At 63.0% G+C, this 24,523-nt stretch carries 24 protein-coding genes; 10 read left to right on the forward strand and 14 right to left on the reverse strand.

All coding sequences use genetic code 11. The annotated features are described in order from the left end of the window. Positions 1–135 precede the first annotated feature (135 nt). Entirely contained in the window at positions 136–726 is a 591-nt protein-coding gene (nfuA, locus tag FHR96_RS08765; protein WP_183387289.1) for a Fe-S biogenesis protein NfuA, read from the forward strand. Between the two features lie 40 nt (positions 727–766). Here nfuA and FHR96_RS08770 read toward each other — a convergent pair whose 3' ends face one another. Next, entirely contained in the window at positions 767–1,819 is a 1,053-nt protein-coding gene (locus FHR96_RS08770) for a DNA-binding protein (RefSeq protein ID WP_183387290.1), read from the reverse strand. 404 nt (positions 1,820–2,223) lie between these two features. Between FHR96_RS08770 and FHR96_RS08775 the strand changes: the two genes are divergently transcribed. Together FHR96_RS08775 and FHR96_RS08780 are read left to right on the forward strand one after the other, a co-directional pair. Further along, the gene (locus FHR96_RS08775) at positions 2,224–3,378 is read left to right on the forward strand and encodes a tyrosine-type recombinase/integrase (RefSeq protein ID WP_183387362.1); all 1,155 of its coding nucleotides are present in this window, start codon (positions 2,224–2,226) and stop codon (positions 3,376–3,378) included. Positions 3,379–3,405: 27 nt separating this feature from the next. Continuing rightward, positions 3,406–3,828, forward strand: coding sequence for a SufE family protein (locus FHR96_RS08780; RefSeq protein ID WP_183387291.1), 423 nt, complete (start codon positions 3,406–3,408; stop codon positions 3,826–3,828). Positions 3,829–3,919: 91 nt separating this feature from the next. Here the strand turns inward: FHR96_RS08780 and yidD are convergent, their stop codons facing one another. The 6 genes from yidD to FHR96_RS08810 form a co-directional block, all read right to left on the reverse strand. Further along, positions 3,920–4,276: a membrane protein insertion efficiency factor YidD gene (yidD, locus tag FHR96_RS08785; RefSeq protein WP_183387292.1), complete on the reverse strand. Its 357-nt coding sequence runs from the start codon at positions 4,274–4,276 to the stop codon at positions 3,920–3,922. A 4-nt stretch (positions 4,277–4,280) separates the two neighbouring features. After that, positions 4,281–4,721, reverse strand: coding sequence for a phosphoribosyl-AMP cyclohydrolase (hisI, locus tag FHR96_RS08790; protein WP_183387293.1), 441 nt, complete (start codon positions 4,719–4,721; stop codon positions 4,281–4,283). Beyond that, complete coding sequence (locus FHR96_RS08795; protein ID WP_183387294.1) at positions 4,718–5,188, reverse strand: Fur family transcriptional regulator; 471 nt, start codon at positions 5,186–5,188, stop codon at positions 4,718–4,720. The genes hisI and FHR96_RS08795 overlap by 4 nt, the downstream gene beginning before the upstream one ends. An 81-nt stretch (positions 5,189–5,269) precedes the next feature. Continuing rightward, positions 5,270–6,250, reverse strand: a complete 981-nt coding sequence (locus tag FHR96_RS08800) for an alpha-L-glutamate ligase-like protein (protein ID WP_183387295.1) — start codon at positions 6,248–6,250, stop codon at positions 5,270–5,272. A 3-nt stretch (positions 6,251–6,253) separates the two neighbouring features. After that, complete coding sequence (locus tag FHR96_RS08805) at positions 6,254–7,768, reverse strand: inactive transglutaminase family protein (protein WP_183387296.1); 1,515 nt, start codon at positions 7,766–7,768, stop codon at positions 6,254–6,256. A 35-nt stretch (positions 7,769–7,803) separates the two neighbouring features. Next, on the reverse strand, positions 7,804–8,643 hold the full coding sequence (locus FHR96_RS08810) for an ATP-dependent zinc protease family protein (RefSeq protein ID WP_183387297.1): 840 nt from the start codon (positions 8,641–8,643) through the stop codon (positions 7,804–7,806). A 449-nt stretch (positions 8,644–9,092) separates the two neighbouring features. Here FHR96_RS08810 and FHR96_RS08815 point away from each other — a divergent pair, with 449 nt between their 5' ends. Beyond that, complete coding sequence (locus tag FHR96_RS08815) at positions 9,093–9,548, forward strand: MerR family transcriptional regulator (protein ID WP_221195751.1); 456 nt, start codon at positions 9,093–9,095, stop codon at positions 9,546–9,548. A 47-nt stretch (positions 9,549–9,595) separates the two neighbouring features. Here the strand turns inward: FHR96_RS08815 and FHR96_RS08820 are convergent, their stop codons facing one another. Continuing rightward, positions 9,596–10,279 (reverse strand): type 1 glutamine amidotransferase domain-containing protein, encoded by a 684-nt coding sequence (locus FHR96_RS08820; protein WP_183387298.1) that lies wholly within the window; start codon positions 10,277–10,279, stop codon positions 9,596–9,598. A 62-nt stretch (positions 10,280–10,341) separates the two neighbouring features. Continuing rightward, positions 10,342–11,250, reverse strand: a complete 909-nt coding sequence (locus tag FHR96_RS08825) for an acetoacetate decarboxylase family protein (protein ID WP_183387299.1) — start codon at positions 11,248–11,250, stop codon at positions 10,342–10,344. Between the two features lie 169 nt (positions 11,251–11,419). Between FHR96_RS08825 and FHR96_RS08830 the strand changes: the two genes are divergently transcribed. From FHR96_RS08830 to FHR96_RS08840, 3 genes are all read left to right on the forward strand, one after another. Beyond that, the gene (locus FHR96_RS08830; protein WP_246392867.1) at positions 11,420–12,319 is read left to right on the forward strand and encodes an alpha/beta fold hydrolase; all 900 of its coding nucleotides are present in this window, start codon (positions 11,420–11,422) and stop codon (positions 12,317–12,319) included. A gap of 192 nt (positions 12,320–12,511) precedes the next feature. Further along, positions 12,512–13,744: an NADH:flavin oxidoreductase/NADH oxidase family protein gene (locus FHR96_RS08835; RefSeq protein WP_183387300.1), complete on the forward strand. Its 1,233-nt coding sequence runs from the start codon at positions 12,512–12,514 to the stop codon at positions 13,742–13,744. 194 nt (positions 13,745–13,938) lie between these two features. Further along, positions 13,939–14,481 carry a DUF3833 domain-containing protein gene (locus tag FHR96_RS08840; protein ID WP_183387301.1) on the forward strand — a complete coding sequence of 181 codons (543 nt, stop codon included), beginning with the start codon at positions 13,939–13,941 and terminating at the stop codon, positions 14,479–14,481. A gap of 38 nt (positions 14,482–14,519) precedes the next feature. Here the strand turns inward: FHR96_RS08840 and FHR96_RS08845 are convergent, their stop codons facing one another. Then, positions 14,520–16,844, reverse strand: a complete 2,325-nt coding sequence (locus FHR96_RS08845) for an FdhF/YdeP family oxidoreductase (RefSeq protein WP_183387302.1) — start codon at positions 16,842–16,844, stop codon at positions 14,520–14,522. 444 nt (positions 16,845–17,288) lie between these two features. On the opposite strand from FHR96_RS08845, the gene FHR96_RS08850 reads away from it, so the two are divergent. The 3 genes from FHR96_RS08850 (at position 17,289) to FHR96_RS08860 (ending at position 19,607) form a co-directional block, all read left to right on the forward strand. Then, positions 17,289–18,194 (forward strand): bestrophin family protein, encoded by a 906-nt coding sequence (locus tag FHR96_RS08850; RefSeq protein ID WP_183387303.1) that lies wholly within the window; start codon positions 17,289–17,291, stop codon positions 18,192–18,194. Positions 18,195–18,259: 65 nt separating this feature from the next. Continuing rightward, complete coding sequence (locus FHR96_RS08855; RefSeq protein ID WP_183387304.1) at positions 18,260–19,162, forward strand: LysR family transcriptional regulator; 903 nt, start codon at positions 18,260–18,262, stop codon at positions 19,160–19,162. Positions 19,163–19,187: 25 nt separating this feature from the next. Then, complete coding sequence (locus tag FHR96_RS08860) at positions 19,188–19,607, forward strand: hypothetical protein (RefSeq protein ID WP_183387305.1); 420 nt, start codon at positions 19,188–19,190, stop codon at positions 19,605–19,607. Positions 19,608–19,626: 19 nt separating this feature from the next. Here FHR96_RS08860 and FHR96_RS08865 read toward each other — a convergent pair whose 3' ends face one another. The 4 genes from FHR96_RS08865 to ectB all read right to left on the reverse strand — a co-directional run bounded on the left by FHR96_RS08865 (position 19,627) and on the right by ectB (position 24,470). After that, positions 19,627–19,929 carry a YrhK family protein gene (locus tag FHR96_RS08865; protein WP_183387306.1) on the reverse strand — a complete coding sequence of 101 codons (303 nt, stop codon included), beginning with the start codon at positions 19,927–19,929 and terminating at the stop codon, positions 19,627–19,629. Positions 19,930–19,976: 47 nt separating this feature from the next. Further along, positions 19,977–22,244 carry an FdhF/YdeP family oxidoreductase gene (locus FHR96_RS08870; protein WP_183387307.1) on the reverse strand — a complete coding sequence of 756 codons (2,268 nt, stop codon included), beginning with the start codon at positions 22,242–22,244 and terminating at the stop codon, positions 19,977–19,979. A 435-nt stretch (positions 22,245–22,679) separates the two neighbouring features. Further along, positions 22,680–23,096 (reverse strand): ectoine synthase, encoded by a 417-nt coding sequence (locus FHR96_RS08875; protein ID WP_183387308.1) that lies wholly within the window; start codon positions 23,094–23,096, stop codon positions 22,680–22,682. Positions 23,097–23,204: 108 nt separating this feature from the next. Beyond that, entirely contained in the window at positions 23,205–24,470 is a 1,266-nt protein-coding gene (ectB, locus tag FHR96_RS08880; protein ID WP_183387309.1) for a diaminobutyrate--2-oxoglutarate transaminase, read from the reverse strand. Positions 24,471–24,523 lie beyond the last annotated feature (53 nt).

Genomic DNA, 24,523 nt, shown 5'->3' on the forward strand with positions numbered 1-24,523 from the left:
AAGTGGTGAGTGGCTAAAACCGAGTGCGGTGGTCGGGATTGTCAGGGCGCGGGGAGTCGCTTACCATGAAAGGCAACACCTCATACCGGCCCGTGCCAAGGCCGTTCCCGGTACGGCTCGACCAGCGAGAGAGCAATGAGCGAGAGCATCCAGATCACCGACAGCGCCCAGGACTACCTTGCCGAACTGCTGGCCAAGCAGAACGTCGAGGGTATTGCCGTGCGTATCTTCATCACTCAGCCCGGCACGCCCTACGCCGAGACCTGCCTGGCCTACTGCCGGCCCGGCGAGGAGGAGCCCAGCGATGAGCGCCTGGAGCTCGACAAGATCGCCGTCTATCTGGACACCAACAGCATCCCCTTCCTGGAAGAGGCCGTAGTCGACTTCAACGCCGATCGCATGGGCGGTCAGCTGACCATCAAGGCGCCCAACGCCAAGATGCCCAAGGTCAACGCGGATAGCCCCTTGGCCGATCGCGTCAACTACGTGCTCTACAGCGAGATCAACCCGGGGCTTGCGGCCCACGGCGGCGAGATCAAGCTGGTCGAGTTGACCGACGAGCAGGTCGCGGTACTGGCTTTCGGTGGCGGCTGCCAGGGCTGTGCCGCCGTCGACCTGACCCTCAAGGAGGGCGTCGAGAAGACCCTGCTGGAGCGGATCCCCGAGCTTGCCGGCATACGCGACGTGACCGACCACACGGACACCACCAACGCCTACTATCAATAAGCACTGACAGTCGGCGCGCGGGAGGCGTGCCCGCCAGGTGCTATTCGTCTTCCCGCTGCTCGGGCCCCGCATCGTCGGGGCCCGAGGCGTTTTCGGCCGCGGCTTCGAGCCGGGCCTGACTCTCCTGCATCATCTCCAGCGATGACCACAGTCGCGCCTCGAGCTGTTTCTCCAATCCCTCCACGCGAGCCTGGCGAGCGGCCAGGGCCGCCTGGCTATCCGCCAGCCGTGCCTCGAGGCGGGCCCTCTCCTGATCCAGGCTGTCTCGAGAGGTTTCGACATCGCGCCTTGCCTGTTCTTCGCTGCGCCGTCGCTTCTCTTCCTCCTGCAGCGCCTCACGCAGTGACTGCTGCTCCGAGCGCGCCGCCTCGAGCCGCTTTTCCAGCCGTTCGATTCGCGTCGCATGCGCTTTTTCGGCGCTTTGACGCTCCTGCCGCGCCTCGTCCACCAGTCCCATGAGGCGCGCCTCGGCGGCCTCATGACGCTGCTCCTCCTGGGCCAGGCGCCGCTGCTGGGCGGCCTCCTGGTCCTCCAGGGCCTGGCGGTGGGCCTGCGCCTGGCGTTCCAGCTCGCCCTGCAGCTCATCGAGCCGCGCCTCCAGGCGGCCGCGGGCGTCTCGCTGGCGAGCCTCGGCGGCCTGCAGGCTGTCGTGGTCGGCCTGCAGGCGTGCCAGCTCGGCGGTTTGCTCAGTCAGTCGCTCATCGGTGCGCGTCAGGTGTGCGGACAGGGCGGCTTCTCGCTGCTCGGCATCCTCGGCTCGTCGCTCGGCGGCGGTAACGCTCTCCTGCGCCTCGTCCACCTTGTCGTCGGCCTCGCGGCGATAGTGGACCAGCGCTTCGTTGGCGGCCTCCTGCGCCTGCTGCCATAGCGACTCGGCGAGCTCCTGTAGCGGCGCCGGCATGCCGCGCGGCGGTGGCACGTCGCGGTTCTCCTCGCGGCGCTTGCGCCATTCGCGCAGATGCTCGCTGATGGTGGTGAAGCTGCCGGTGCCCAGCGTCTCGCGGATCCGCTGCACGCTAGGCGCCTGGCCGGCGGCCATCAGTTCGTCGATCGCCCGCTGCACGTCTTCAAAGCGTACGCCGCTGCGTGCCATACCGTTCTCCTCGCTCTGATGTCGGCCCTGAGGGGCCTCATGGATCGCACTATACCCGTCTCGGGGCGTGCGATAAAGATAATTACATTAAACGTAAAACGTAATTTACATTATGAAATTGAAGAGAAAATCAAGATTACGCGGCTTATCTTGATTATTTGTGGCGTAACGCCGATACTGCGTTCGGGTAGAGCAGATGATTGAATTCAAAGGGCAAAATGGCGACAGAAGGGCAGCAGGTGGCCTGTTGTCGACTGTCGGTGACGGCTCAGCCGCCAATGGGGGTGGTGTAAGTGCCCAGGAAGGAGGTTAAAGGAAGGGGGGTTAAAGGAATGGCTCAGGGCAGTGAGAAAAAGGGACAGCGGGAAGCGCTGACGGCTCGGGCGGCGGCGCTGAATGAGCGGATGGGCGAGGTGCTGGATCGCAGCGAGCTGTCGGCGCACCAGGCGCCGCAGGCCGGTCGTGCACATATCGCGGCGAACAGCGATGCCGAGGCGGTCGCGCAGTGGCTCGGCGAGTATCGCGCCAGCCCGAATACCCAACGGGCCTATCGGCGCGAGGCGGAGCGGCTGCTGCTGTGGCTGGGCGAGCAGCACCTCGCGCTTGCCGAGGTGCGCCGCAACCAACTGGACGCCTTCGAGGCCTTCCTGAGCGATCCGCAGCCCCGCGAGCGCTGGGTCGGGACAACCCGGCCGCGCCATGACCCGCGCTGGCGGCCGTTCCGTGGTCCGCTGTCGCCGGCCAGCCGCCGGCAGTGCCTGGTCATCCTGCAGGGGCTCTTCGCCTGGCTGGTGGAGGCGGGCTGGGTCGGGCATAACCCGTTCCGGCTGATGCGCGACAAGCGCCGCCGCCTGGACAATCGCCAGGGCAGGGTGGAACGCTACCTGGAGAAGCCGCTGTGGGACTGGCTGTGGCAGTGGCTGAATGAGGCGCCGGGCGAAGATGCCGCTCCGCGGGCGCGCTTCGAGCACGAGCGCCGCCGCTTCGCGTTCGGCTTCGCCTACCTGCTCGCACCCAGGATCGGTGAGATGGCGGCGGCGAGCATGCAGGACGTGCATCGCCGGGAGGGGCGCTGGTGGTGGCACACGGTGGGCAAGGGCGGCAAGGCGGCGAGCATCCCCGTGCCGCCGGACATGATGCGCCTGCTCGCCCGGTGGCGAAGCGCGCTCGGCCTTGCGCCCGAGCCGGGGCCGGACGAGGTCACGCCGATGCTGCGAGGACTCGACGGCCGGCGCGGGCTCGGCGAGAACCGGCTCTATCGGTTGATGCGCGAGACCTTCGCCCGGGCGGCGGATGATCTGGAGGCGCGCCAGGGCGAGGAAAGCGCCCGCGAGGCCGCGCTGCTGCGGCGCGCCACGCCGCACTGGCTGCGCCACACGGCGCTCACCCACCAGGCCCAGGCCGGCGTCGAGCTACGCTATCTGGCCGAGACGGCTCGCCACTCGCGGCTCGATACCACCGCCCGCTACCTGCACGCCGAGGATGCCGAATGGCATCGCCAGCAGTCGCGCCACGGCCTGTCGCCGGGGGCGGACGACGAGGGTGCTCAAGCGGTATAATGGCACCAACAGCAGTGAGGAGTTTGCATGACCACCATGACCGCCGAGCAGGCCCAGCAGGAACTCGTCGACGAGTTCGAGATGTTCGACAACTGGATGGATCGCTACCAGTACATCATCGACCTTGGCAAGCAGCTGCCGGCCTTCCCAGAGGAGTGGAAGACCGACGAGCGCAAGATCCAGGGCTGCCAGTCCAACGTCTGGATGCACCACGCGCGCGACGGCGAGCGCCTGCATTTCCAGGCGATCTCCGATGCCGCCATCGTCTCCGGCCTGATCGCCGTGCTGATGCGCATCTACAACGATCGTCGGCCGCAAGACATTCGCGACACCAGCCCGCACTTCCTCAAGGACCTGGGCCTCGACAAGCACCTGTCGCCGACGCGCAGCAATGGCCTGAATGCCATGCTGGAGCGCATCTATCGGGTCGCCGAACAGGAAGCCGCCTGAGTTTTTTCGGCATCGAGAAACCGCCCGCAGGTGATCGGGGGATTTCCTGCGGGCGGTTTGCGTTCGGGTACCGATACGCCACGTACTGCGGCTACCGCGCTGCCTTGTCGTTTGGCGATGCCTCGTCAGGATCGCGACAGCGGAAATGCTCGTCGAGCTCGGGGTCTTCCCGGCACAGCCGCTCGCTGGGGCCCCCGGGAACCGGATCGATGCCGCCATCGGCGCCCGGATGGCAGCGCGCAATGCGCCTGATGGCAAGCCAGCCGCCCTTGAGTGGGCCATGAACCTTCAGGGCTTCTGACGTGTAGTGGGAGCAGCTCGGCCAGTAGCGACAGCGCGGGCCGAGCAGAGGGCTCAGGATCAGTTGATAGGCCTTGACCGCCCCCAGCAGAGGTAGCACCAGCAGGCGTCCGGCGTGATGCCGGATGCGGTGGAGAAGGGCGGTCATGGCATCACGACTGGCCGTAGAGCGCCGCGGGGTCGATCAGCGGCGCGGAGGCGATCCGTGCCTGCTCGCCTTCAAGAACCACGTAGAAGCAGCTGCGACGCCCGGTGTGACAGGCGGGCCCTGTCTGCTCGACCTGCAGCAGCAGGGTATCGCCGTCGCAGTCGAGAGCGGCGCTCTTCAGGCGCTGCTGCTGGCCCGATGACTCTCCCTTGCGCCACAGCTTGCCTCGCGAACGCGACCAGTAGCAGACCTGGCTGGTGGCGAGCGTTTCTTCCAGGGACTCGCGATTCATCCATGCCATCATCAGCACCTCCCCGCTGTCATGCTGCTGGGCGATGGCGGGAATCAGGCCGTCGTCATTGAAGCGGATGGCATCCAGGATCTCGCCGAGCGGGCGCCGGCTGTCGCGCTCGGCGCCTTCCAGGCGCTTGAAGGTATCGGTCATGAGCTCTCCGATGCTCGAGGTGTCGCAGAGGTCGATCGGCAGGCCTCGCATTGGCCAAGCAGCTCGATGGTCTGACGCTGCACGGCGAAGCCTAGTTCACGGGCGCGGCGGCCGAGCTGGGCGTTGATGTCGTCGAGATGCAGCTCTTCTACCCGCCCGCAGTCCCGGCAGATCAGCAGCTGGAAGCCATGGGCATGCTCCGGGCAGGGGCAGGCCACGTAAGCATTGAGCGACTCGATTCGGTGCACCAGGCCCTGGTCGATCAGAAACTCCAGGGCACGATACACGGTCGGGGGGCGGGCGGACGCATGCTCGGTGGCGAGGCGATCGAGCAGCTCGTAGGCCTTCAGTCCGCCACGGGTGTCGGCAATCAGTTGCAGCACGCGCTGGCGGATCGGCGTGAAGCGCACGCCACGCTGACGGCACTGTCGCTCAGCCTGTTGCATCAGGGCGCTGGAATCGGTCATGCGGGCCATGCGGTGTTGGATTGAGGGTCATATTCTACGCGCCCGGCATGTTCCGAGCCAGCCGACCGGGGCAGGGCGGCCTCAGGCCTCGGCCGTTTCCCGGGCCACCCGTTCGAGTTCGCTGCGCCGGGCAAAGTGGTGCTGGGCGAAGGCGACGCGCTCATCGGGGGCGATGCCATCGGGCTGCTGCTCGATGAGGTCGAGCCGGGGCCGCAGCCCTTCGCCGTTGGCCATCTGGATGGCCAGGCCGGGGCGAGCGTTCAGCTCCAGCAGCATCGGGCCATGCTGGCGGTCCAGCACCATGTCGGTGCCGAGATACCCGAGCGCCGTCATCTCGTAGCAGCTGGCCGCCAACTCCAGCAGCGTCTTCCAGCCGGGGATCTGCAGGCTGGCCAGCTCGTGGCCGGTATCCGGGTGGTCGTGGCGGGCACGGTCGAACTGCACGCCGCGGATCGCCGTGCCGCTGGCGATGTCGATGCCCACCCCCACGGCGCCCTGGTGCAGGTTGGCCTTGCCGTCGGAGGCGGCGGTCGACAGCCTCATCATGGCCATCACCGGGTAGCCCTTGAAGACGATGACTCGAATGTCGGGGACCCCTTCGTAGCTGTACTCGGCGAAGGTCTCGTCGAAATCGATCAGCGCCTCGATCAGCGCCACGTCTGGCGAACCGCCCAGCGAGTAGAGCCCGGACAGGATGTTGGAAACGTGACGTTCGACGTCCTCGAGGCTGAGGTGCGCGCCGCTGGGCTTGACGAAGTGCACGCCGTCGCGGCGCTCGATGACCAGGATCCCCTTGCCGCCGCTGCCCTTGGCCGGCTTGATCACGAAGCCGGAGTGGGCGGCCAGCATCTCGTGGATGTGCTTGACGCCGAACTGGGTGGTCACCGTGCCGATCAGCGCCGGCGTGGTGATTGCATGCTGCTGAGCGAGCAGCTTGGTCTTGAGCTTGTCGTCGACGAGCGGGTACAGCCGTCGGTCGTTGTAGCGGCCGATATAGCGAATGTTACGCCGATTCATGCCGATGATGCCCTTGGCGCGCAGCCGTGCCGGGGAGGTCCACATGCGTCAGTCGTCCTCCGTGACCGGCTTGAAGCGGCGCAGCTCGAGCAGCCGGTAACCGGTGTAGTTGCCGAGCATCAGGATCAGCGCCATCAGGATCAGCTGGACGCCGAGGAAATTGAAAGTGATGTGCCGGATCCACGGGTTGTTCATGGCCAGATAGGCAAGCACCGCGGTGAGCAGGCTGCCCCCGCCTTGTATCAGCACTTCCTTGGGCCCTTCCTCTTCCCACAGGATCGACATGCGCTCGATGGTCCACGACAGGATGATCATCGGGAAGAAGGTGATCTGCAGCCCGGCGTTGAGGCCGAGCCGGAACGACAGCACGGAGAACAGCGAAATGATGGCGATCACCGTAATGATGACCGCCGTCACCCTCGCCACCAGCAATAGATTCAAGTAGGACAGGTAGTTACGAATCACCAGCCCCACGGCGACCACCAGCAGGAAGCCGACCAGGCCGGTGAGCAGGGTAGTCTGTATGAAGGCCAGGGCGATCAGCACCGGCATGAAGGTGCCCGACGTCTTGATACCGATCAGCACACGCAGCAGCACCACGACCAGGGCGCCGATGGGAATCAGCAGGATGGTCTGGAACAGCGCCTGCTCTTCGAGCGGCAGGCTATGGATGGAGAAGTTGAGCAGGGTACCGGCGTCCTCTGCCAGCTGGCTGCGAACCGCGGCGGCGGCCGGCTGGCTACGCGAGATCATCGAGAAGCTGACCCGCGAGTTGGTCCCGCCCTGGACCTCGAGCACCGAGCGGCCGGCATTTTCCCACATCAGCAGGTTGTCCGGACGCCCCTGGTCGCCGGTGGCCGGGTCGAACAGGGCGCTGTCATTACCATCGTAGACCTGGATCCATGAGGTCAGGGTCTGGCGGCGCCGGCCATTTTCCAGCAGCAGCCCGCTGACCTCGCGGGCCGGCACTCCCGCCTGGTCCAGCAGGCGCAGAAGCAGCGGCCCCCGATCGAACTGGGTCAGCAGCAGGCGGGCGTTCTCACCCTGGCGCTCATCACTGAAGTCGTTGATCAGCTGACGGGCGAAGGTGAAGGGATTGGCGCTGCGCGACCAGGCATGATCGATGACTTCCTGGGCGGCGGTATCGTAGGGTGGCTCCCAGACCACGTTGGGATCCGGCGTCGGGGGCGGGACGTCGTTGGCCCGGGCCTGGGGGGCGACCAGGATCTGGGCGCTGTAATAGAGCTGCTGGTTGCCCTGGGCGTCGCGTACCGACCACAGGGCACGCCGGGCACCGTCTTCTTCCAGGTAGTTCAGGCCATAGCCAGGGGAAGCGGTATGTTCGGTGAGCACCCGGAAGCCGCGCTGGGTGGAAGGCAAGGCCATTTCCACCTTGGCGGGACCGCCGTCGGCGCGGAAATTCACCTGCGCTTCGATCTCCCAGACCTGGCGCTGCTCGCCCGGCGTCCAGGGGACCTCGAACTGGACGTGGCGATGCACGCTCATGGCAATGCCGGCGACCAGCAGCAGGGCGACGATGAGATAGAAGGGCAGTCGGGTCATGTCGGCTTCCTTGGATGCGGGGCGTGACTCACCACTCAGGGGGCCGTCGCGTCATCTTGTGTTTCGGGAGCGGCGTCGGCCTCCGCTGCCGACGAAGAGGGATATTCGGGGCGGTCATACACGTGCCGGCGCGCAACATCGACGATGGCAATGTCCATGAGGAAGCGGCGCCCGAGCAGGACGGGATAGTCGAGATGCGTGCGATCGTTGAGGGTGAACTCCACGGCCTCGCGAAGCGGCCCCAGCGTCATCAGCAGACGGATCACCGGGCGCGATTCCTCGCCGGCGGCCTGGACGACCTTGACCCGGCGTTCCACCGGCGCCTCGATCCAGTCGTCACGCACGGCCTCGACCACGGCATCTTCATCGTTGAGGCCCAGCTTGAAGCGCACCCAATCCTCGCCGTCGCGTTCGAACGAGGTGATCTCCGTCGCCGACAGCGAGGACGTGTTGGCACCGGAATCCACGCGGGCCTCCAGGTAGGTCCCGACCTTGGGCAGGCCGATCCACTCGTTGCGGCCCACCAGGGTCTTGTTGTCCAGGCGCTCGTCCGCGGCCGGACACTCGCGGGTCACCGGCTCCTGTGGCGTGTCGTCTCGCAGGCCGGACAGGTCGCGTCGCACCTCGCGCAGCAGGTGGCCCACCTCGCGCACGTCGGCACGCAGGCCTAGCTGTTCGTCACGCTGACGCATCAGCGCCTGGTCTCGCGCATCGCAGCGGGCCTCGAGCTGTGTCTCGAGGCGGTCGATGCGTGTCTCGAAGGCCTGGGGCGTCAGCGGCTCGGGCGGCTCCTCGCGGTGCATGGGCACCAGACCACAGCCTCCGAGCGACAGCAGGACGGCGAGCGGCAGAATCAGCGAGGGGCGAATCGGCATGTCGAGGACATCCTTGGCTGGGGCGAGTGGAACGGCATGGGCCACGCGAATGGCCGCAAAGATGATAAGGAGCAGGACACGGCCTGTCCACGATGGGTGGGGAGCGGCAGCCCATGCCATCAAGCCTTGCACGACTTCTTCACAATGCCAATTTAACATGCATGCACACCAAATATGTATTTATCTAGCAAAATCAACATGTTATATTTTCTATAGTGTCAGCTATGGATTTTGCTGTGTTGGCATGCATCCAGCCAGGTAGCGCTATTTCGGCCTACCTATTCTTAGGGTTAGCGATAAGAAATCTCAGGTAACACTATTATTGTGCAATGTCGGAATGCTTGCGCGAACCCTCATCAAAGCCGGTCGTGAATACACAGCGCTTCAAATAGCCTTAAGTTAAAGTAAACTTGAAGGACGAGGGTGACAGTCTTACATAGGGAGCCGACATGCAGATGAAGATAGGCGAACTCGCGGAACGCACTGGCCTTGCTACATCGCGTATCCGCTATTACGAACGCATCGGGCTGCTGACGACAGTCGAGCGCACTGCCAACGGTTACCGAACCTATCCGCCAGAGGCCGAAACCGTACTTAACCTGATTCTGAAGGGGCAGGCGGCCGGCTTTAGCCTTGATGAGCTGCACAAGCTAATCCCGAAAGACTTGACGCATTGGGATCATGACTCGCTGCTCGAGGCACTGTACCGCAAGGTGGCCGACATCGAATCGCTCGAAAAGCAGCTCGCCAGAAGCAAAGAACAGGTTCGCGCCGTCATCGCCGACATCGAAACCAAGCCGGACGACATTGACTGTAAGGCTAATGCAAAGCGTGTATTGTCACGGTTTGGACTAGGCGATACGACCGAGGCCGCCCATGACACCAGCACGGAATCATCGACATAGGGCTTTCGTTGCCTGAATCAGGGAACATTGCACCTTGCACTGAATATCTACAAAAGTGCAACGACGTGTTTCGCCGTCGCTTTCGCCGACTGCGGGTTCTGACCGGTCACCAGCCGCTCGTCGACGCTGACCTTGCTGACGAACGGTAGCCAAGCCTTCTCGTACCGCGCACCGCGTTCTCTCATTGTCTGCTCCGCGTTATAGGGCATCTTCTTGGCCACACCAGCGAGCACTTCCTCTGTCCAGGAGAATCCGGTCACGCGTCGATGGGTGACCAGCAGTGAGCCGTCCGACAGATCGACGTTCAGTAGCCCGCAATAGCCGTGGCAGACGGCCGAGACGATGCCGCCGCCCTCGAAGATCTCGCGAGCGATCCGCTGTAACCCTTTGTTATCCGGAAAGTCCCACATCACAGCATGTCCGCCGGTGAAATAGATGGCATCGAAGTCGGCGGCGTCGATGTCATTTGGGGAAGCAGTAGCGGAGAGCAGCGATCGGCGATCGGCATCGGCGAGCCAGGCACGGGCCGACGTGTCGAGCAAGGGCCACTTGAGTGCCCGTGGTTCGAGCGGTATGGCACCGCCGCAGGGGCTGACCAGATGCTGGTCATGCCCCTCGGCAGCGAAGATGTCCCACGCGTGGGTCAGCTCCGATAGCCAAAGCCCGGTCGGATGGACCGAGTCAGCGTAGTGCGCGACATTGCTAACGACATGCAGGATACGCTTGGCCATGCGGTGTCTCTCTCGGTGAGTGTTGTGGGCGCGCGGCTGAAATGTGTCCGGCACGTGGCGGGCTAGCGGTCGAAGGCAGGGAGTGGTACGGGTAGATCCAATACAATCTGGGCGTGTCGCACCACATCCATGCGAAGGGCCGTGCTGGCCCCCAGACCATCGAGCAGCTGACTCATTGGTCCGCCCTGGCGGGACAGCGTCACATCGCGCGGGAACATGCGTTGAGCGTATGACAACGTATTCGTGCGGACGACGGTGCGATGCCAGCGGCCGTCTACCTGATGGAGCATGGTGCTTGTGGCCATGCGTGACTGCGACGTGACATCGGTGAAAGCGGGTGTCGGCGCGCTCAGCACCAGATCGGTCGCACCGCCCGTTGTCTGGATACCTGCCCGCATCTCTTTCTCGTCACCGATGCTGACATCAATAGCCGTGCGCCATTTAGGCAATTGATAACCCTGCACGCCGCGTACCCATGCAATTTCGGTGTCGACCGGGAGCGCCAACACATGGGCGAAAAAGCTGCGTCGTCGCACGGAATCTGACAGTTCCAGCGCGTGTGAGCCGCGCGCGCCTGGTCGGCGCACAACCGCCGCGATGGAGACTTCCTGGTAGGGGTCGTTATCGCATACATCGTAAGTAAAGAACGTCAGCGCCACGAGACCGCGCCCTGGGGTTGCCCGCAACGGTTCGAGGGGCTCCGGGAGCATGGCACGAAGACGTGCGATAGGGGTAGCGAGCAGGAGCTGTAGGCTGCGAGCGTGATAGTAGAAGTTCGGCGCCCAGATGGGGCCAACACGTGACGCGACCTGCTGTTTAGGAATCCGACGAAACCAGTCCACGTCGCTTACCGCAGAATCTTTCTCGACCTCGTCCAGATCGGGATTCATTCGGAAGCGATCATAGTACCCCCCTCTGAGAATGGCGACCCTCTGCGACCCGAACTCGATCTCGGCGACCCCTTCTTTCATGACTCCCCCTTGGCGATGGCATGGCTCGATCCGACTACCTGCCATGACTCTAAGGTGAAACCAAACTTTAAGGTCAAGCGAAGTCGGGCGTTCTACCTTTCTAGAGGGCCCATTCACATGATCAGCGTTGACCTTGAACCCGGCTTCAACCCTAGATTGGAGGGGCGGTATGGTGCCTGGCTTCGCAAGAAGCGCGCAGCACGGCACAACATCGACCAACGGCACAGGAGATACCGATATGGGGTACGCAACCACAACCGATGGCGTCGAGATATTCTACAAGGACTGGGGGCCCCGCGATGCGCCGGTCATCTTCTTTCACCACGGCTGGCCGCTGAGCGCCGATGACTGGGATGCCCAGATGCTGTTCTTCCTGGCGGAGGGCTACCGAGTCGTAGCGCACGACCGGCGCGGGCATGGACGTTCCAGCCAAGTCTGGGATGGCCACGACATGGATCATTACGCCGATGATGTGGCCGCGGTGGTCAACCACCTTGGCGTGCAGGGGGCGGTACATGTTGGTCATTCCACCGGTGGCGGCGAGGTGATCCACTACGTGGCCCGTCACGGCGAGGACAAGGTGGCGAAGGCCGTACTGATCAGTGCAGTCCCTCCTTTGATGGTCAAGACCAATGACAACCCCGACGGGCTGGACAAGTCCGTGTTCGACGATTTCCAGTCTCAGGTGGCGAGCAATCGTGCACAGTTCTATCAGGATGTACCGGCGGGGCCTTTCTATGGTTATAACCGTGATGGGGCTACGCCATCGGAGGGCATCATCCGCAACTGGTGGCGTCAGGGCATGATGGGCAGCGCCAAAGCGCACTATGATGGCATCGTGGCGTTTTCCCAGACCGATTTTACCGAAGACCTGAAAAACGCCAGCCTACCGGTGCTGGTCATGCACGGGGAGGACGATCAGATCGTGCCGTTCGAGCTCTCCGGCAAGAAATCCGCCGAGTTGGCTCCCAACGCGATGCTGAAGACCTACCCGGGCTTTCCGCACGGTATGCCCACGACGCACGCCGATACGATCAACGCCGATCTTTTGGCCTTCATTCGTGACTGATCCTGTATGGGCACCGCGAGGCATCGCCACGTGGTGCCCCTTTATTCAATTCAAGCCTGCCGCATCATGAGATGGCGATGCACCATCCATCCTTTACCCGTGGCTTGTTCGAACCGTCATGGCGAACCCCACCATTGACCTTGAAGTTAACTTCAACGATAAGCTCCTCGCATAACCACTGAGGAGCCGCTAATGAGTGTTTTTGATGACCTGGTCCTGCCCAATGGCTCACGTATGCCTAACCGTATCGCCAAGGCGGCGATGGAAGAGAACATGGCTGACGGTTCACAGGCGCCATCTGAACGATTGATGCGCCTGTACCAAGCTTGGGCCGACGGTGGTGCCGGTCTGCTGATCACCGGTAACGTGATGGTCGATAGCCGGGCAATGACAGGCCCGGGCGGGGTAGTACTGGAGGATGATGGCCAACTCGACAAATTCGAGCGCTGGGCAGCGATCGGACGCACCAGCGGCACGCAGTTCTGGCTACAGATCAATCATCCCGGTCGACAGATGCGCGCCAACCTCGGTCAGCAGACTTGGGCGCCCTCGGCGGTATCACTCGATCTGGGTTCGTCCTCGAAGCTGTTTGACACTCCGAAAGCGATGACGCAGTCCAATATCGACGAGGTAATAGCACGCTTTGCCCGTACGGCGCAGCTCGGAGAGCGAGCCGGTTTCACCGGTGTCGAGATTCATGCCGCGCACGGTTACCTGCTTAGCCAGTTCCTGTCGCCGCTGAGCAATCGGCGCGAGGACGAGTGGGGCGGTTCTCTGGTCAACCGTGCGCGCCTGCTACTGGAGATCGTCAGAGCCGTGCGTGCAGCCGTATCGCCCGGTTTTGCGGTAGCCGTCAAGCTCAACTCTGCGGACTTCCAGCGCGGTGGTTTCAGTGCTGAAGACGCACAACGAGTCGTCGAGATGCTGAATGAGGAGGACGTGGATCTGGTTGAGCTCTCAGGGGGCAGCTACGAAGCCCCAGCTATGCAAGGGAAGGCCCGCGACGGACGGACACTCGCTCGGGAAGCCTATTTCCTGGAATTTGCCCGCGACATCCGCAAGGTGGCAAATATGCCCGTCATGGTCACCGGTGGAATACGCCGGCGCGAGGTGGCTGAACAGGTGGTCGAAGCTGGCGTGGACATGGTAGGCATCGGCACGGCCTTGGCGATCAATCCGACACTGCCCAATGCTTGGCTGGCCGGCAGGGACCCAGCGCCGACGTTGCCACCGATTCAATGGAAGAACAAAGCGATTGCTTCCCTGGCGAACATGGCCGTGGTTAAACACCAGCTACGCCGGATTAGCCGGGGCAGGGTGCCCATCCCTTATGTCTCGCCCGTCCGTGCCTTACTGCAGCAACAAGTATGCGACATCCACCGAACACGTCAGTATCGCCATCGGATGGCACAGCGGTTGGAGTGATCATCAATTGCCGGCCGGTTTGGAACAGCCGGCAATTGATGGTCGACGTCGTTCCTCTCACGGCACATCTCGTATTTAACATAATATATATTATGCGAACATTCCGGCATGAAGGTGGTCGGACCCGCCCGGATGGCATTCCTGCGCGATACGCTCTACATTTTCTATACCAAACGTCTACACGGAAAATATCGATGTATAGAAAAATGCGTGTCGCCGCCTGTTGGCTCTCCCTGCTGTTGCTGTCGGGCTGTGCCGGCGTCGACGTCGAGCAGTATGCCGGCACCACGCCGCGGCTGGATATCGCCGAGTACTTCGAAGGCCAGACGAGAGCCTGGGGAATGGTCCAGGACTACAGCGGCGAGGTGCAGCGACGCTTCACCGTCGATATCGAGGGACGGATCGACGGCGACACCCTGACCCTCGATGAGCGGTTCACCTATGCCGACGGCGAGACCGACCGCCGCGTCTGGACCTTCGAGCGGCGCGACGACGGCCGCTGGCTAGGCCATGCCAGCGACGTCGAGGGGCCTGTGGAGGCACGCCAGGCCGGCCACGCCTTCCACATGAGCTACCCGCTCGAGGTGACGGTCGACGGCCGCGACATCACCTTCAGCATGGATGACTGGATGTACCTGCAGCCAGATGGAAAGTTGATCAATCGCACGGCCATGCGCAAGTTCGGCCTGACCCTGGCCGAGATCACGATCGCCTTCGAGCGTGATAACTCGCCCTGACTTACGGATCTCGTCGCCTCGTCGGTCCGACGGGGGATTCAGGCTTGTTTTGCAGGCAAGATATTGGTTTTCTTTGCCTTTTCCAGCACGATCGCGATGAATTTCGAGGTCGGCGTGAAGGTCTGATCGCCGTAGCTGTCGAGCGGCACCAGCGGATTGGTTTCCGGATAGTAGGCGGCGGCCTGGCCCGGTGGCAGGTCATAGGCGACCAGCACGAAGTTCGTGACGCGGCGCCGACGCTCGTCATCCCAGAGCGAGACGATATCCACCCTGTCCCCGGGTTCGAAGCCCAGGCGACGAATATCGGCTTCATTGACGAACAGCACCTGGCGCAGCCCGAAGACGCCGCGATAGCGGTCATCCAGCCCATAAAGCGTGGTGTTGTACTGGTCGTGGGAGCGCATCGTCTGCAGGATCAGGTCCGGCGTTTCACCGCGTGCCAGCACGCTGGCGTTGACCAGCTCGTCGGGCAGCTCATGGGCCCGGAACCGTGCCTTGCCGCTGTCGGTGTGCCAGACCCGCTCGGCGGCGGCATTGCCAAGGTGAAAGCCGCCGGGCTGCTCGAGCCGCGCGTTGAAGTTCTCGAATCCGGGAATGGTGTCCGCGATCAGCTCGCGGATGCGGCCATAGTCGGCGATCAGCCACGACCAGTCGACCGGACGATCGCCCAGGGTCGCCTCGGCGATGCCGGCGATGATCGCCGGTTCGGAACGCAGGTGTGAAGAATGCGGCTTCAGCTGGCCATGGGAAATATGCACCATGCTGAAGGTGTCCTCGACGGTGACGCCTTGCGGGCCCTCGGCCTGCCTGTCGATTTCCGTACGCCCCAGGCATGGCAGGATCAAGGCGTCCCGGCCGGTCACCAGGTGCGAGCGATTCAGCTTGGTGGCGATGTGCACGGTCAGCTCGCAGCGTCGCAGCGCCGCATGTGTACGCTCGGTATCCGGCGTCGCCTGGGCGAAGTTACCCCCGAGGCCGAGAAAGACCCTCGAGCGCCCTGCTTCCATCGCCTGGATCGCCTGCACCGTATTGTGACCGTGGCCACGCGGCACCTCGAAACAGAAGCGCCGCGCCAGTGCATCCAGCAGCTCGGCCGGAGGCCTCTCGTCGATGCCCATGGAGCGGTCGCCCTGGACATTGCTGTGCCCGCGTACCGGCGACAGGCCTGCGCCCGGTTTGCCGACGTTGCCACGCAGCAGCTGGAGATTGATGATCTCCTGTACCGTGGCCACCGAATGGCGATGCTGGGTGATGCCCATCGCCCAGCACATGACGACCCTCTCGGCACGGCGATACATGCGAGCCGCCAGCTCGATATCCTCAAGGCCAAGACCCGACTGCTCGACGATATGCTCCCAGGAGGTGGCATCGAGGCTCACCAGGTAGGTATCCAGCCCTGTGGTATGCGCCGCGATGAACGCGTGATCGAAGACCGGCGGCTCCCCTTTCGCCGCCGCCTCGCGCTCCCAGGCCAGCAGGTACTTGGCGATGCCACGCATCAGCGCCATGTCACCGCCGAGCGCGGGTCGAAAATAGGCGGTGTTGGTGGGTTTCGAGCCATTGCTGAGCATTTCCAGCGGATGCTGAGGATGCTGAAAGCGCTCCAGGCCGCGTTCCTTGAGCGGATTGATGCATATCACTTGCGCGCCGCGCTGTACGGCCTCACGCAGTGGCTCGAGCATGCGCGGATGATTGGTGCCGGGATTCTGGCCGATCACGAAAATGGCATCGGCGTGTTCCAGGTCATCGAACACGACGGTTCCCTTGCTGACACCAATGCTGTCCGCCATTCCGATGCCGCTGGCCTCATGGCACATGTTCGAGCAATCGGGAAAGTTATTGGTACCAAAGGCCCGTACAAAGAGCTGATACAGATAGGCCGCCTCATTGCTGGCCCGGCCGGACGTATAGAATTCCGCCTGATCCGGAGATTCGAGATCCTGTAGATGTCGCGCTACCAGCGCGAATGCGTCGGCCCATGTCGTCTCCACATAGTGGTCCGTACTGGCGTCGTAGCGCATGGGGTGAGAGAGACGCCCCTGATACTCCAGCCAGTAGTCGGTCTGTTTCAGGAGTTCTGCCACAGGGTGCCTGGCGAAGAAATCCGGATCGACGGAGCGTCCGCTAGACTCCCAGTTGACGGCCTTGGCGCCATTCTCGCAGAATTTCACCAGTCCACTTTCCGGCGACTCTCCCCAGGCGCAGCCGGGGCAATCAAAGCCATGATCCTGGTTGGTCTTGAGCATGGCGCGAATGTTCTTCACCGCGTTGTCGCTACCCAGCCAGCTCCTGGTCACGCTCTTCAGAGCCCCCCACCCGGCGGCGGCCCCACTGTAGCCCTTGATATGTTCGTCGTTGCTCATTTTGCCTCCCGGGTTGTGAAGAAATGTCGTGTATCGACATCATGGATGTGCCAGGAAACCCGAAATGCAGCGGAGATAAGTCTGCGCTAGATCATCAAGCAGCAGATGAATGCGGTATGTCTGGGGGTGAAGCATGGCCTGGTGACTCGCGGCCACTGTGTCGTTCCGAGTGGAGCCTGGCATTCTTCCCATATCGTATGAACGGCTCGGGAGAGCGTCTAATCGAACGTCTTTAAGACATGATCATTTTGCTCTATCGGCCATCGTTTTTGACATCACGATATGATGCCACCATCCAGAAGTCCGCCGAATAAAGCCGGTCATAGAGGGGGCTTATGATCTGTTCAGAACTGACTATTTGACGTTGCAAAGTGACCTGGAGATGATGTTCAGGATGTCGAGAAAAGCACTATCAGTCCTGGCTCCTGACCACTGGAAAACATCATGATCGTTCATTCCAATCCCAGTCCTGGATGGATCGAACTTCTGATCACCCTTAAAGGCTCCATCGCCAAGCGTATTGCCATACGCTGTCTCCTCATCACTGTGCTGGCGGCATTGATCGTGTTCATCGAAGGGATGTATCCGGGCGGCTTTCACCGAGTCAGTGCCACGCCGTTTACGCTACTCGGCCTGTCGCTCTCCATCTTCATGAGCTTTCGCAACAATGCTTGCTATGCCCGCTGGTGGGAGGGCCGCAAGGCGTGGGGACGAGTGGTGTGGGAAGTACGCTCCTTTGCTCGCGAAAGCCACGTCATTGCGGACGCACAGCTACGTGCCACGCTGCTTCAGGCGCTATGCGGCTATGCGCATGCCTTGAATGCCAGGCTGCGCAACGAAGATGAATTCGACGCCGCGAGGACTTGGCTTGACGCCGAAAGAACGCGCTACGGTCATAACGTGACCGACGGTATCCTGCGCGACATCGGGGGCCGTTGTTCGGCGCTGGCCAGCGACGAGGCGATCAGCGAATGGCGCTACATCACGCTGGAGCAGCGCCTGCTGGGCCTGTCCGAAGCCCAGGCGAGCTGCGAGCGCATCCAGAATACGCCACTGCCCTTCCCTTACACGCTGCTGCTGCACCGCACGACGTTGATCTTCTGCCTGCTGCTGCCCTTCGTGCTGGCCCAGCCGCTGGGCTGGCTGGCCCCCCTGTTCACGACCATCGTCAGCTACACCTTTTTCGGCTTGGATACGATCGGTGACGAACTCGAGAACCCTTTCGGCTACGATGACAACGATCTACCCACCGACGCCATCGTCCGACACATCGAGCGGGATATGCTGGATTCGGCGGGACACGTCGAGCTCCCGCCGGCAAGAGAGCCCTCGGACGGCGTGCTGACTTGACCCGCATTGGGCCTCGTGTCCGGGGATCGCCTGTCTGCGTCTCACTTCTGCCACCTGGAATCAACATGGACATCAAGCAGCTCAAGTTCCTGATCGCGCTCGAGGAAACCCGGCATTTCGGCAAGGCGGCCGAGCGCTGTCACGTGACCCAACCGACGCTGTCCATGCGACTGCGCGCCCTCGAGGATGAGCTGGAGTTGACCCTGGTGAACCGGGGGCAGCGCTTCGAAGGACTCACCGAGGCCGGGGAGCGAATCCTGGCATGGGCCAGGACACTCCTGGCGGCACACGATGGCCTCCAGTCCGAGGCGGCGAACTGTCGCGGCCAGCTGGTCGGAACGCTGCGGCTTGGCATGGTGCCGCTGGCGGCGCTGAATCCGATGCGGCTCATCGAGCCGCTGTCACAGGCGTATCCGGAACTCCGCTTCGAACTTCATTCGCGGAGTTCGGAACGTATCATCGACGATCTGAACCGCAATCAGCTGGATATCGGCCTGTGTTACCTGGAGCAGGCGGACGCCGATGATTTCGACGTCATCCGGCTCGGCACCACCGATATGGGGCTCCTTCACGACACGCGCTTCTTCAGCTTCGACCGACAAAGGCTGGAGTGGACCAGTCTCGGCGACCTGCCCCTGGGCTTGCTGAGCAAGGGCATGCACTATCGCCATTCCATCGGCATGAGCTTCAGCCGTCACGGCCTGGATCCCGCCCCGGTTGTGGAGAGCGATTCGACCTTCCAACTGGTCCAGGCCGTCAGCGCCGGTATCTGCTGTGCCATCATGCCGCTGGAGAGCGGCATCGACACCTTGAGCGAGCACCTGCAGATCGTGCCCATTGCCGACGCCAGCACCTATGCTCCCATGGGGCTCGTGATGCGCCGCGCCGAGCCCCGCTCCGCCCTGGCGGAGGAATGCTTCGCGAAAGCGCGCCTGCTGTTCCCCGCCACCGATGCGCTCCAGCCCTGATCACCGACAGTATCGAGGAGGACGCTTGAAACAGCCGGGTCAAGACATCGACAAGCGAGCCTTGCGGTTCCGATTGTTCGGCGACCTGTGGGACCTCGCTCGCGCGGCGAGCCCTACCCATCTGCATCTTCGCAATCGACTGCTGACCGTCATCCTGTTGAGCGTGGTGATCGACCTCGCGGCCTCGGGGACGATTCTCGTGGTCGAGGGAGCAGCGCCAGGCTCGAACATCGCTGGCTTCTGGGACGCCTTCTACTGGACGACCTCGCAGCTGCTGACCATTTCCTCGACCATGGCCAATCCCGTCACCACCGCGGGACAAGCCCTCTGCCTGCTGCTGGACCTGTACGCCATCACCGTCGTATCGACGCTGGCCGGCATGTTCAGTGCGTTCTTCTATCGTCGAGGCGAAGAGCGCGACCCGGTGCGCGGTGGCAGGCCCTAGGTCTGCATCCGCCCCGGGATCAGAAATCATGGCCGGCATCGACGGCCTTGGGGGCGCCGGGATGAAAACGCTTGAGGTGCACGCGCCGGGCGAGCCGAATGATCGGTCGAATCATCATTTCGATACTGCCGATCAAAAACAGCCAGGTGCCGTCGTAGGCCAACGACTCGTAGAAGAAGAAAATGCTGCCGATGATGAACCAGGTGCCGATCAGGATATCGTTGACGATGCTGATGACTTCGTAGCGCTGGCGGATGATGAGCTCATCGTGGCCGAAATGCAGCGTGACGGTGTCCGAATCGGTTGTCGTTGCTCTATCCATGGCGTCTCTCCACTGGTAGCGATGCAGGCGTTAACCGGAGACCGATGTCATCGATGCGGCAGCACCCGAACAGGAACCGACTTGTAGGAAGGTGTTCCGCTGTCGGGGTCGATGTGATCGAGCGGTACCAGCCGGTTGGCCTCCGGGTAGTAGGCCGCGACCGATCCCGGCGCGATCGCGTACTCGACGGCGGTCAGGTCATCGTAGCGCAGTGCCTCGCCGTCCATGACCGTCTCCAGGTCGACCCGGTCCCCATGCTCGAGTCCGCGGGCGGCCAGGTCCGCCTCGTTCATGAACAGCACGTCGCGCCGGCCGAAGACGCCCCGATAGCGATCATCCATGGCATAGATGGTGGTGTTGTACTGGTCGTGGCTGCGGATGGTAATCAAGCGCAGTACATCCTCACCATGGACGTGTCGATCCTCGTGCAGTCCCTCGAACACATGGAACTCTGCCTTGCCGGAGGGTGTGTTCCAGACCCGTTCGGTCGCGGGCAGCGGCAGGCGGAAGCCACCCGGCACCCGAATGCGTTGGTTGAAATCCTCGAACCCCGGGATCGTCTTGTCGATCAGCTCGCGGATCCGGTCGTAATCCGCCACCAGTTCTGACCAGGGCACCCTGCTCTTCGGCAGCGCCGCCTTCGCCATGCCGGCGACAATGGCCGGCTCCGATTTCAGGTGAGGCGATGCGGGGTCAAGCTTGCCGGCCGAGGCATGCACCATGGACATCGAGTCTTCGACGGTCACCGACTGGGGGCCGCCTTCCTGCATATCCTTCTCCGTACGTCCAAGGCACGGAAACACGTAGGTTTCCCTGGCGACCAGCAGATGGGAGCGGTTCAGCTTGGTGCCCACATGCACGCTGAGATCCAGCTTGCCCACGGCCGGGAAGCACTGCTCGGAATCCGGCAAGGCCACCGCAAAGTTGCCTCCCAGACAGATCAGCGCCTTGGCGGTACCGTCGATGATCGCCTGCATGGCTTTCACGGCGTCGTGCCCTTGCCTCGTCGGCGGCTTGAAGCCGAACGTATCCTCGAGCCGCTCCAGGAACTCGGTCGTCGGCTTTTCGGTGATCCCGACCGTACGGTTGCCCTGAACGTTGGAGTGCCCCCTCAGCGGGCAGATGCCGGCACCCGGCTTGCCGATATTGCCGCGCAGCATCAGTAAATCGCAGATCAGGCGGACATTGGCCGTCCCCTGGTTGTGCTGGGTGATGCCCATGCCGTAGCTGACGATGGTGGCATTGGAACGGGCATAGGCGGCGGCGACCATCTCGAGGTCGGTTCGCCCGAGTCCGCTGACGGCCTCGATGTCCGACCATTCGGTCGCGGCAAGATCCACGGCCAGCGCCTCGAAGCCGTTGGTATGCTCGGTGATGAAGGCGTGGTCGAGAATATCGCCGTGCCTGGCTTCCAGCTCCAGCAACGCCTTCATGATGCCCTTGATGGCGGCGGCATCCCCCCCCGCTCTGACCTGGAAGTAGGAAGAAGCGATCGGCGTGGAACGGTAGGTCGCCATCTCGACCATGTCCTGTGGATCGGCGAATCGCTCCAGGGCTCGCTCGCGCAGCGGATTGAACACCATGATGGGCACTTTTCGCCGCGAGGCCTCGTGCAGCGTCCCCATCATGCGAGGATGGTTGGTGCCCGGGTTGTGGCCGATGGCGATGATCATCTCGCACTTGTCGAAATCTTCCAGCGACACCGTCCCCTTGCCGATACCGATCGAGCGTGGAAGCCCCACGCTGGTGGGTTCGTGACACATGTTGGAGCAGTCGGGAAAGTTGTTCGAGCCGTACTCCCTGGCAAACAGCTGATAGAGGTAGGCCGCCTCGTTGGAGGCTCGGCCCGAGGTGTAGAACTCGACCTGCTCCGGCGACAGCTGCCGAAGGAGCGCGCCGATGCGGGAAAACGCCTCCTCCCATTCCACCGCGCGGAACGTATCGGTGTCACGGTCATAGACCATCGGGTGCGTGAGGCGCCCCAACCCCTCCAGCTCGTAGTCGGATCGCTCGAGCAGCGAGGAGACCGTATGCGCAGTGAAGAAGTCCGGACGAACCCGCTTGGTGGTGGCTTCCCAGGTCACTGCCTTGGCGCCATTCTCGCAGAACTGGAAGGTCGAGCGGTGTTCCTTGTCGGGCCAGGCGCAGCCCGGACAGTCGAAGCCGTCGGGCTGGTTGGTTCGCAGCAGGGTGAGCGGCGCCTTGACGGTATCCATCTGCTCGCGCACGGCGGTGGCGGTTGCCTTCAAGGCGCCCCATCCGCCGGCGGGGCCGCCATATTTCCTTACGCCGGGAACCTTCTTCTGCTTGGCCATGATCGTCCGCTCCACCGAGGCACTCGTTGGCCCTAAGGCCTAAGCCCTGCCACCGCGGATGTCAAGGAAGGTCACACCATGCGGTCCCCTTATCGCGCTATCGGAAGATTCTTGATATGTGCCTCGATAGCTTCACGAACCTGCCTTGTTCGGGAGATGGTACTTTTCGGCCTGACAGTGCTGGTGGAAGCGTGTGACAGTCTCGTGGCCGTATCCAGAACGAGCCTTTCGGGAATCGCGGCCTTGGCTGCCAAGTGCGCCGAATTCATCCTTGAAGGCCAGTCCCAGGGTCGGCCTGTCAGGATTGTCGATATAGGCGTCATCAATAGCGCGTCGTACCGACGACCACGTCGGACCCGCTTCGGCACTCCCACAAACGAGATGGCCCCGGTTCCCATGGCGGGAACCGGGGCCGAGACGTGTTTCGCCGGGGCCTTACAGCGGCTTGCTGTCGTCGGCTTCCTCGTCGGCGGGCGCGTAGGAGCCATCCTCGCGATGCACTTCCTTGCCGGTCAGGCCGGGAGTGAACACGCACGCCAGGTGCATGGTCTTGCTGGCCCGCAGCAGATGGTCATCGTGCTGGTCGAGGATGTAGATGTCGCCCGGCTTGATCGGCCAGATCTTGCCGTCGGCCAGGGTCTCGACCTCGCCTTCACCTTCGATGCAGTAGACCGCCTCGAAGTGATGCTTGTAGTGAATGTGGGTCTCGGTGCCCTCGAAGATACGAGTGATATGGAAGGAGCAGTTGCCTCCGTCCTCGGCCAGCGACAGGCGAGTGCTGTCCCAGTTGCCGTTTTCGGCGGTGACCAGGCGGTCGGTCTTGCGTGCTTCCTCGAGATTGCGAACGATCATGGCGTTCTCCATATCCTGTCTGTTTGAAAGCCGCCCGGTCTCACCGGTCGGCACGATGACCGCAGGCGAGCCGCGAAGACGCCTGCGGTCATGATGCGAAGGCTCGGCTCAGAGGGCCTGCTTGGCGCTGGCCTCGAGGATGTCCAGCCCTTCGATCAAATCCTCATCGGGAATGGTCAGCGGACACAGGCACTTGACCACTTCACCGTCCTGACCGCTGGTCTCGATGATCAAGCCGTTCTCGAAGGCCTTGGCGGTGATCTTGTCGGCAATATCGCCGCTGCCCACGTCGATGCCGCGCATCAGGCCGCGGCCTCGTTCGGACGCCTCGATGCCCTTCTCCTCGCCGAGCCAGGCTGCGATCTTCTGGAACCGCTCTTCGACGATGCGGGCCTTGCGCTGGACGTCACGCTCGAAGGTGTCATCGCTCCAGTACTTGCGCAGGGCTGCCGCAGCGGTGGTGAAGGCCAGGTTGAAGCCACGGAACGTCCCGTTGTACTGCCCCGGCTTCCACTTGTCGAGTTCCGGGCGCATCAGCACGTGGGCGAACGGCAGGCCAAAGCCGGACAGCGACTTGGAGTTGGTCACGATGTCCGGGGTCACGCCGGCGTGCTCGAAGCTGAAGAACTTGCCGGTACGGCCGCAGCCGGCCTGGATGTCGTCGATGATCAGCAGGATGTCGTTGGCGCGGCAGATGCCTTCCAGGCGCTTGAGCCACTCCAGGCCGGCAACGTTGATGCCGCCCTCCCCCTGCACCGTCTCCACGATCACCGCGGCCGGCACGTCGAGACCGCCAGACTTGTCGCCGAGCAGTTTCTCGAAGTAATCCAGGGTATCGGTGGCTTCGCCCATGTAGCCGTCGAACGGCAGGAAGGATGCCCCCACGGTCGGCACGCCACCGGTGGCTTCGCGGAACTTGCGGTTACCGGTGGTCGCCAGTGCCCCCATGGTCACGCCGTGGAAGCCATTGGTGAAGCTGACGATGTTGTGACGACCCTTGGCGACGCGAGCCAGGCGAATGGCGGCCTCGACGGCATTGGTGCCGGTCGGCCCCGGGAAGTGCACCTTGTAGTCCAGGCCACGCGGTTTGAAGATCACCTCTTCCAGGGTCTCCAGGTAGTCGCGCTTGGCGGCGGTCCAGAAGTCCAGGCCGTGAACGATGCCGTCGGTGGCCAGGTAATCGACCAGCGCCTGCTTGATGTGCGGGTTGTTGTGGCCGTAGTTCAGGGTGCCGGCCCCGGCCAGGAAGTCGATGTACTCGCGGCCGGTCTCGTCGGTCAGGCGGGCATTCTGTGCCTTGGTGAAGACGACCGGGAAAGAGCGAGAATAGGTCCGGACGTCGGACTCCATGCGTTCGAGGGTCTGGGTCTGCATTGCGACCTCCTGTCGGATGAAAGCGGGAACGTAAGGGTACGTCGCCGGCCCCT

It is taken from the genome of Halomonas organivorans (assembly GCF_014192055.1).
Classification (GTDB): Bacteria; Pseudomonadota; Gammaproteobacteria; order Pseudomonadales; family Halomonadaceae; genus Halomonas; species Halomonas organivorans.

Bases quoted from the DNA above. Each gene is read 5' to 3' on its own strand.
- ectB (WP_183387309.1), bottom strand. From the start codon at position 24,470: ATGCAGACCCAGACCCTCGAACGCATGGAGTCCGACGTCCGGACCTAT.
- FHR96_RS08810 (WP_183387297.1), bottom strand. From the start codon at position 8,643: ATGCCGATTCGCCCCTCGCTGATTCTGCCGCTCGCCGTCCTGCTGTCG.
- FHR96_RS08875 (WP_183387308.1), bottom strand. From the start codon at position 23,096: ATGATCGTTCGCAATCTCGAGGAAGCACGCAAGACCGACCGCCTGGTC.
- FHR96_RS08825 (WP_183387299.1), bottom strand. From the start codon at position 11,250: ATGAAAGAAGGGGTCGCCGAGATCGAGTTCGGGTCGCAGAGGGTCGCC.
- FHR96_RS08840 (WP_183387301.1), top strand. From the start codon at position 13,939: ATGTATAGAAAAATGCGTGTCGCCGCCTGTTGGCTCTCCCTGCTGTTG.
- FHR96_RS08820 (WP_183387298.1), bottom strand. From the start codon at position 10,279: ATGGCCAAGCGTATCCTGCATGTCGTTAGCAATGTCGCGCACTACGCT.
- FHR96_RS08780 (WP_183387291.1), top strand. From the start codon at position 3,406: ATGACCACCATGACCGCCGAGCAGGCCCAGCAGGAACTCGTCGACGAG.
- FHR96_RS08770 (WP_183387290.1), bottom strand. From the start codon at position 1,819: ATGGCACGCAGCGGCGTACGCTTTGAAGACGTGCAGCGGGCGATCGAC.
- FHR96_RS08775 (WP_183387362.1), top strand. From the start codon at position 2,224: ATGGGCGAGGTGCTGGATCGCAGCGAGCTGTCGGCGCACCAGGCGCCG.
- FHR96_RS08870 (WP_183387307.1), bottom strand. From the start codon at position 22,244: ATGGCCAAGCAGAAGAAGGTTCCCGGCGTAAGGAAATATGGCGGCCCC.
- FHR96_RS08850 (WP_183387303.1), top strand. From the start codon at position 17,289: ATGATCGTTCATTCCAATCCCAGTCCTGGATGGATCGAACTTCTGATC.
- FHR96_RS08865 (WP_183387306.1), bottom strand. From the start codon at position 19,929: ATGGATAGAGCAACGACAACCGATTCGGACACCGTCACGCTGCATTTC.
- FHR96_RS08805 (WP_183387296.1), bottom strand. From the start codon at position 7,768: ATGACCCGACTGCCCTTCTATCTCATCGTCGCCCTGCTGCTGGTCGCC.
- FHR96_RS08830 (WP_246392867.1), top strand. From the start codon at position 11,420: ATGGTGCCTGGCTTCGCAAGAAGCGCGCAGCACGGCACAACATCGACC.
- FHR96_RS08795 (WP_183387294.1), bottom strand. From the start codon at position 5,188: ATGACCGATTCCAGCGCCCTGATGCAACAGGCTGAGCGACAGTGCCGT.
- FHR96_RS08855 (WP_183387304.1), top strand. From the start codon at position 18,260: ATGGACATCAAGCAGCTCAAGTTCCTGATCGCGCTCGAGGAAACCCGG.
- nfuA (WP_183387289.1), top strand. From the start codon at position 136: ATGAGCGAGAGCATCCAGATCACCGACAGCGCCCAGGACTACCTTGCC.
- hisI (WP_183387293.1), bottom strand. From the start codon at position 4,721: ATGACCGATACCTTCAAGCGCCTGGAAGGCGCCGAGCGCGACAGCCGG.
- FHR96_RS08800 (WP_183387295.1), bottom strand. From the start codon at position 6,250: ATGTGGACCTCCCCGGCACGGCTGCGCGCCAAGGGCATCATCGGCATG.
- FHR96_RS08815 (WP_221195751.1), top strand. From the start codon at position 9,093: ATGCAGATGAAGATAGGCGAACTCGCGGAACGCACTGGCCTTGCTACA.
- FHR96_RS08845 (WP_183387302.1), bottom strand. From the start codon at position 16,844: ATGAGCAACGACGAACATATCAAGGGCTACAGTGGGGCCGCCGCCGGG.
- FHR96_RS08835 (WP_183387300.1), top strand. From the start codon at position 12,512: ATGAGTGTTTTTGATGACCTGGTCCTGCCCAATGGCTCACGTATGCCT.
- yidD (WP_183387292.1), bottom strand. From the start codon at position 4,276: ATGACCGCCCTTCTCCACCGCATCCGGCATCACGCCGGACGCCTGCTG.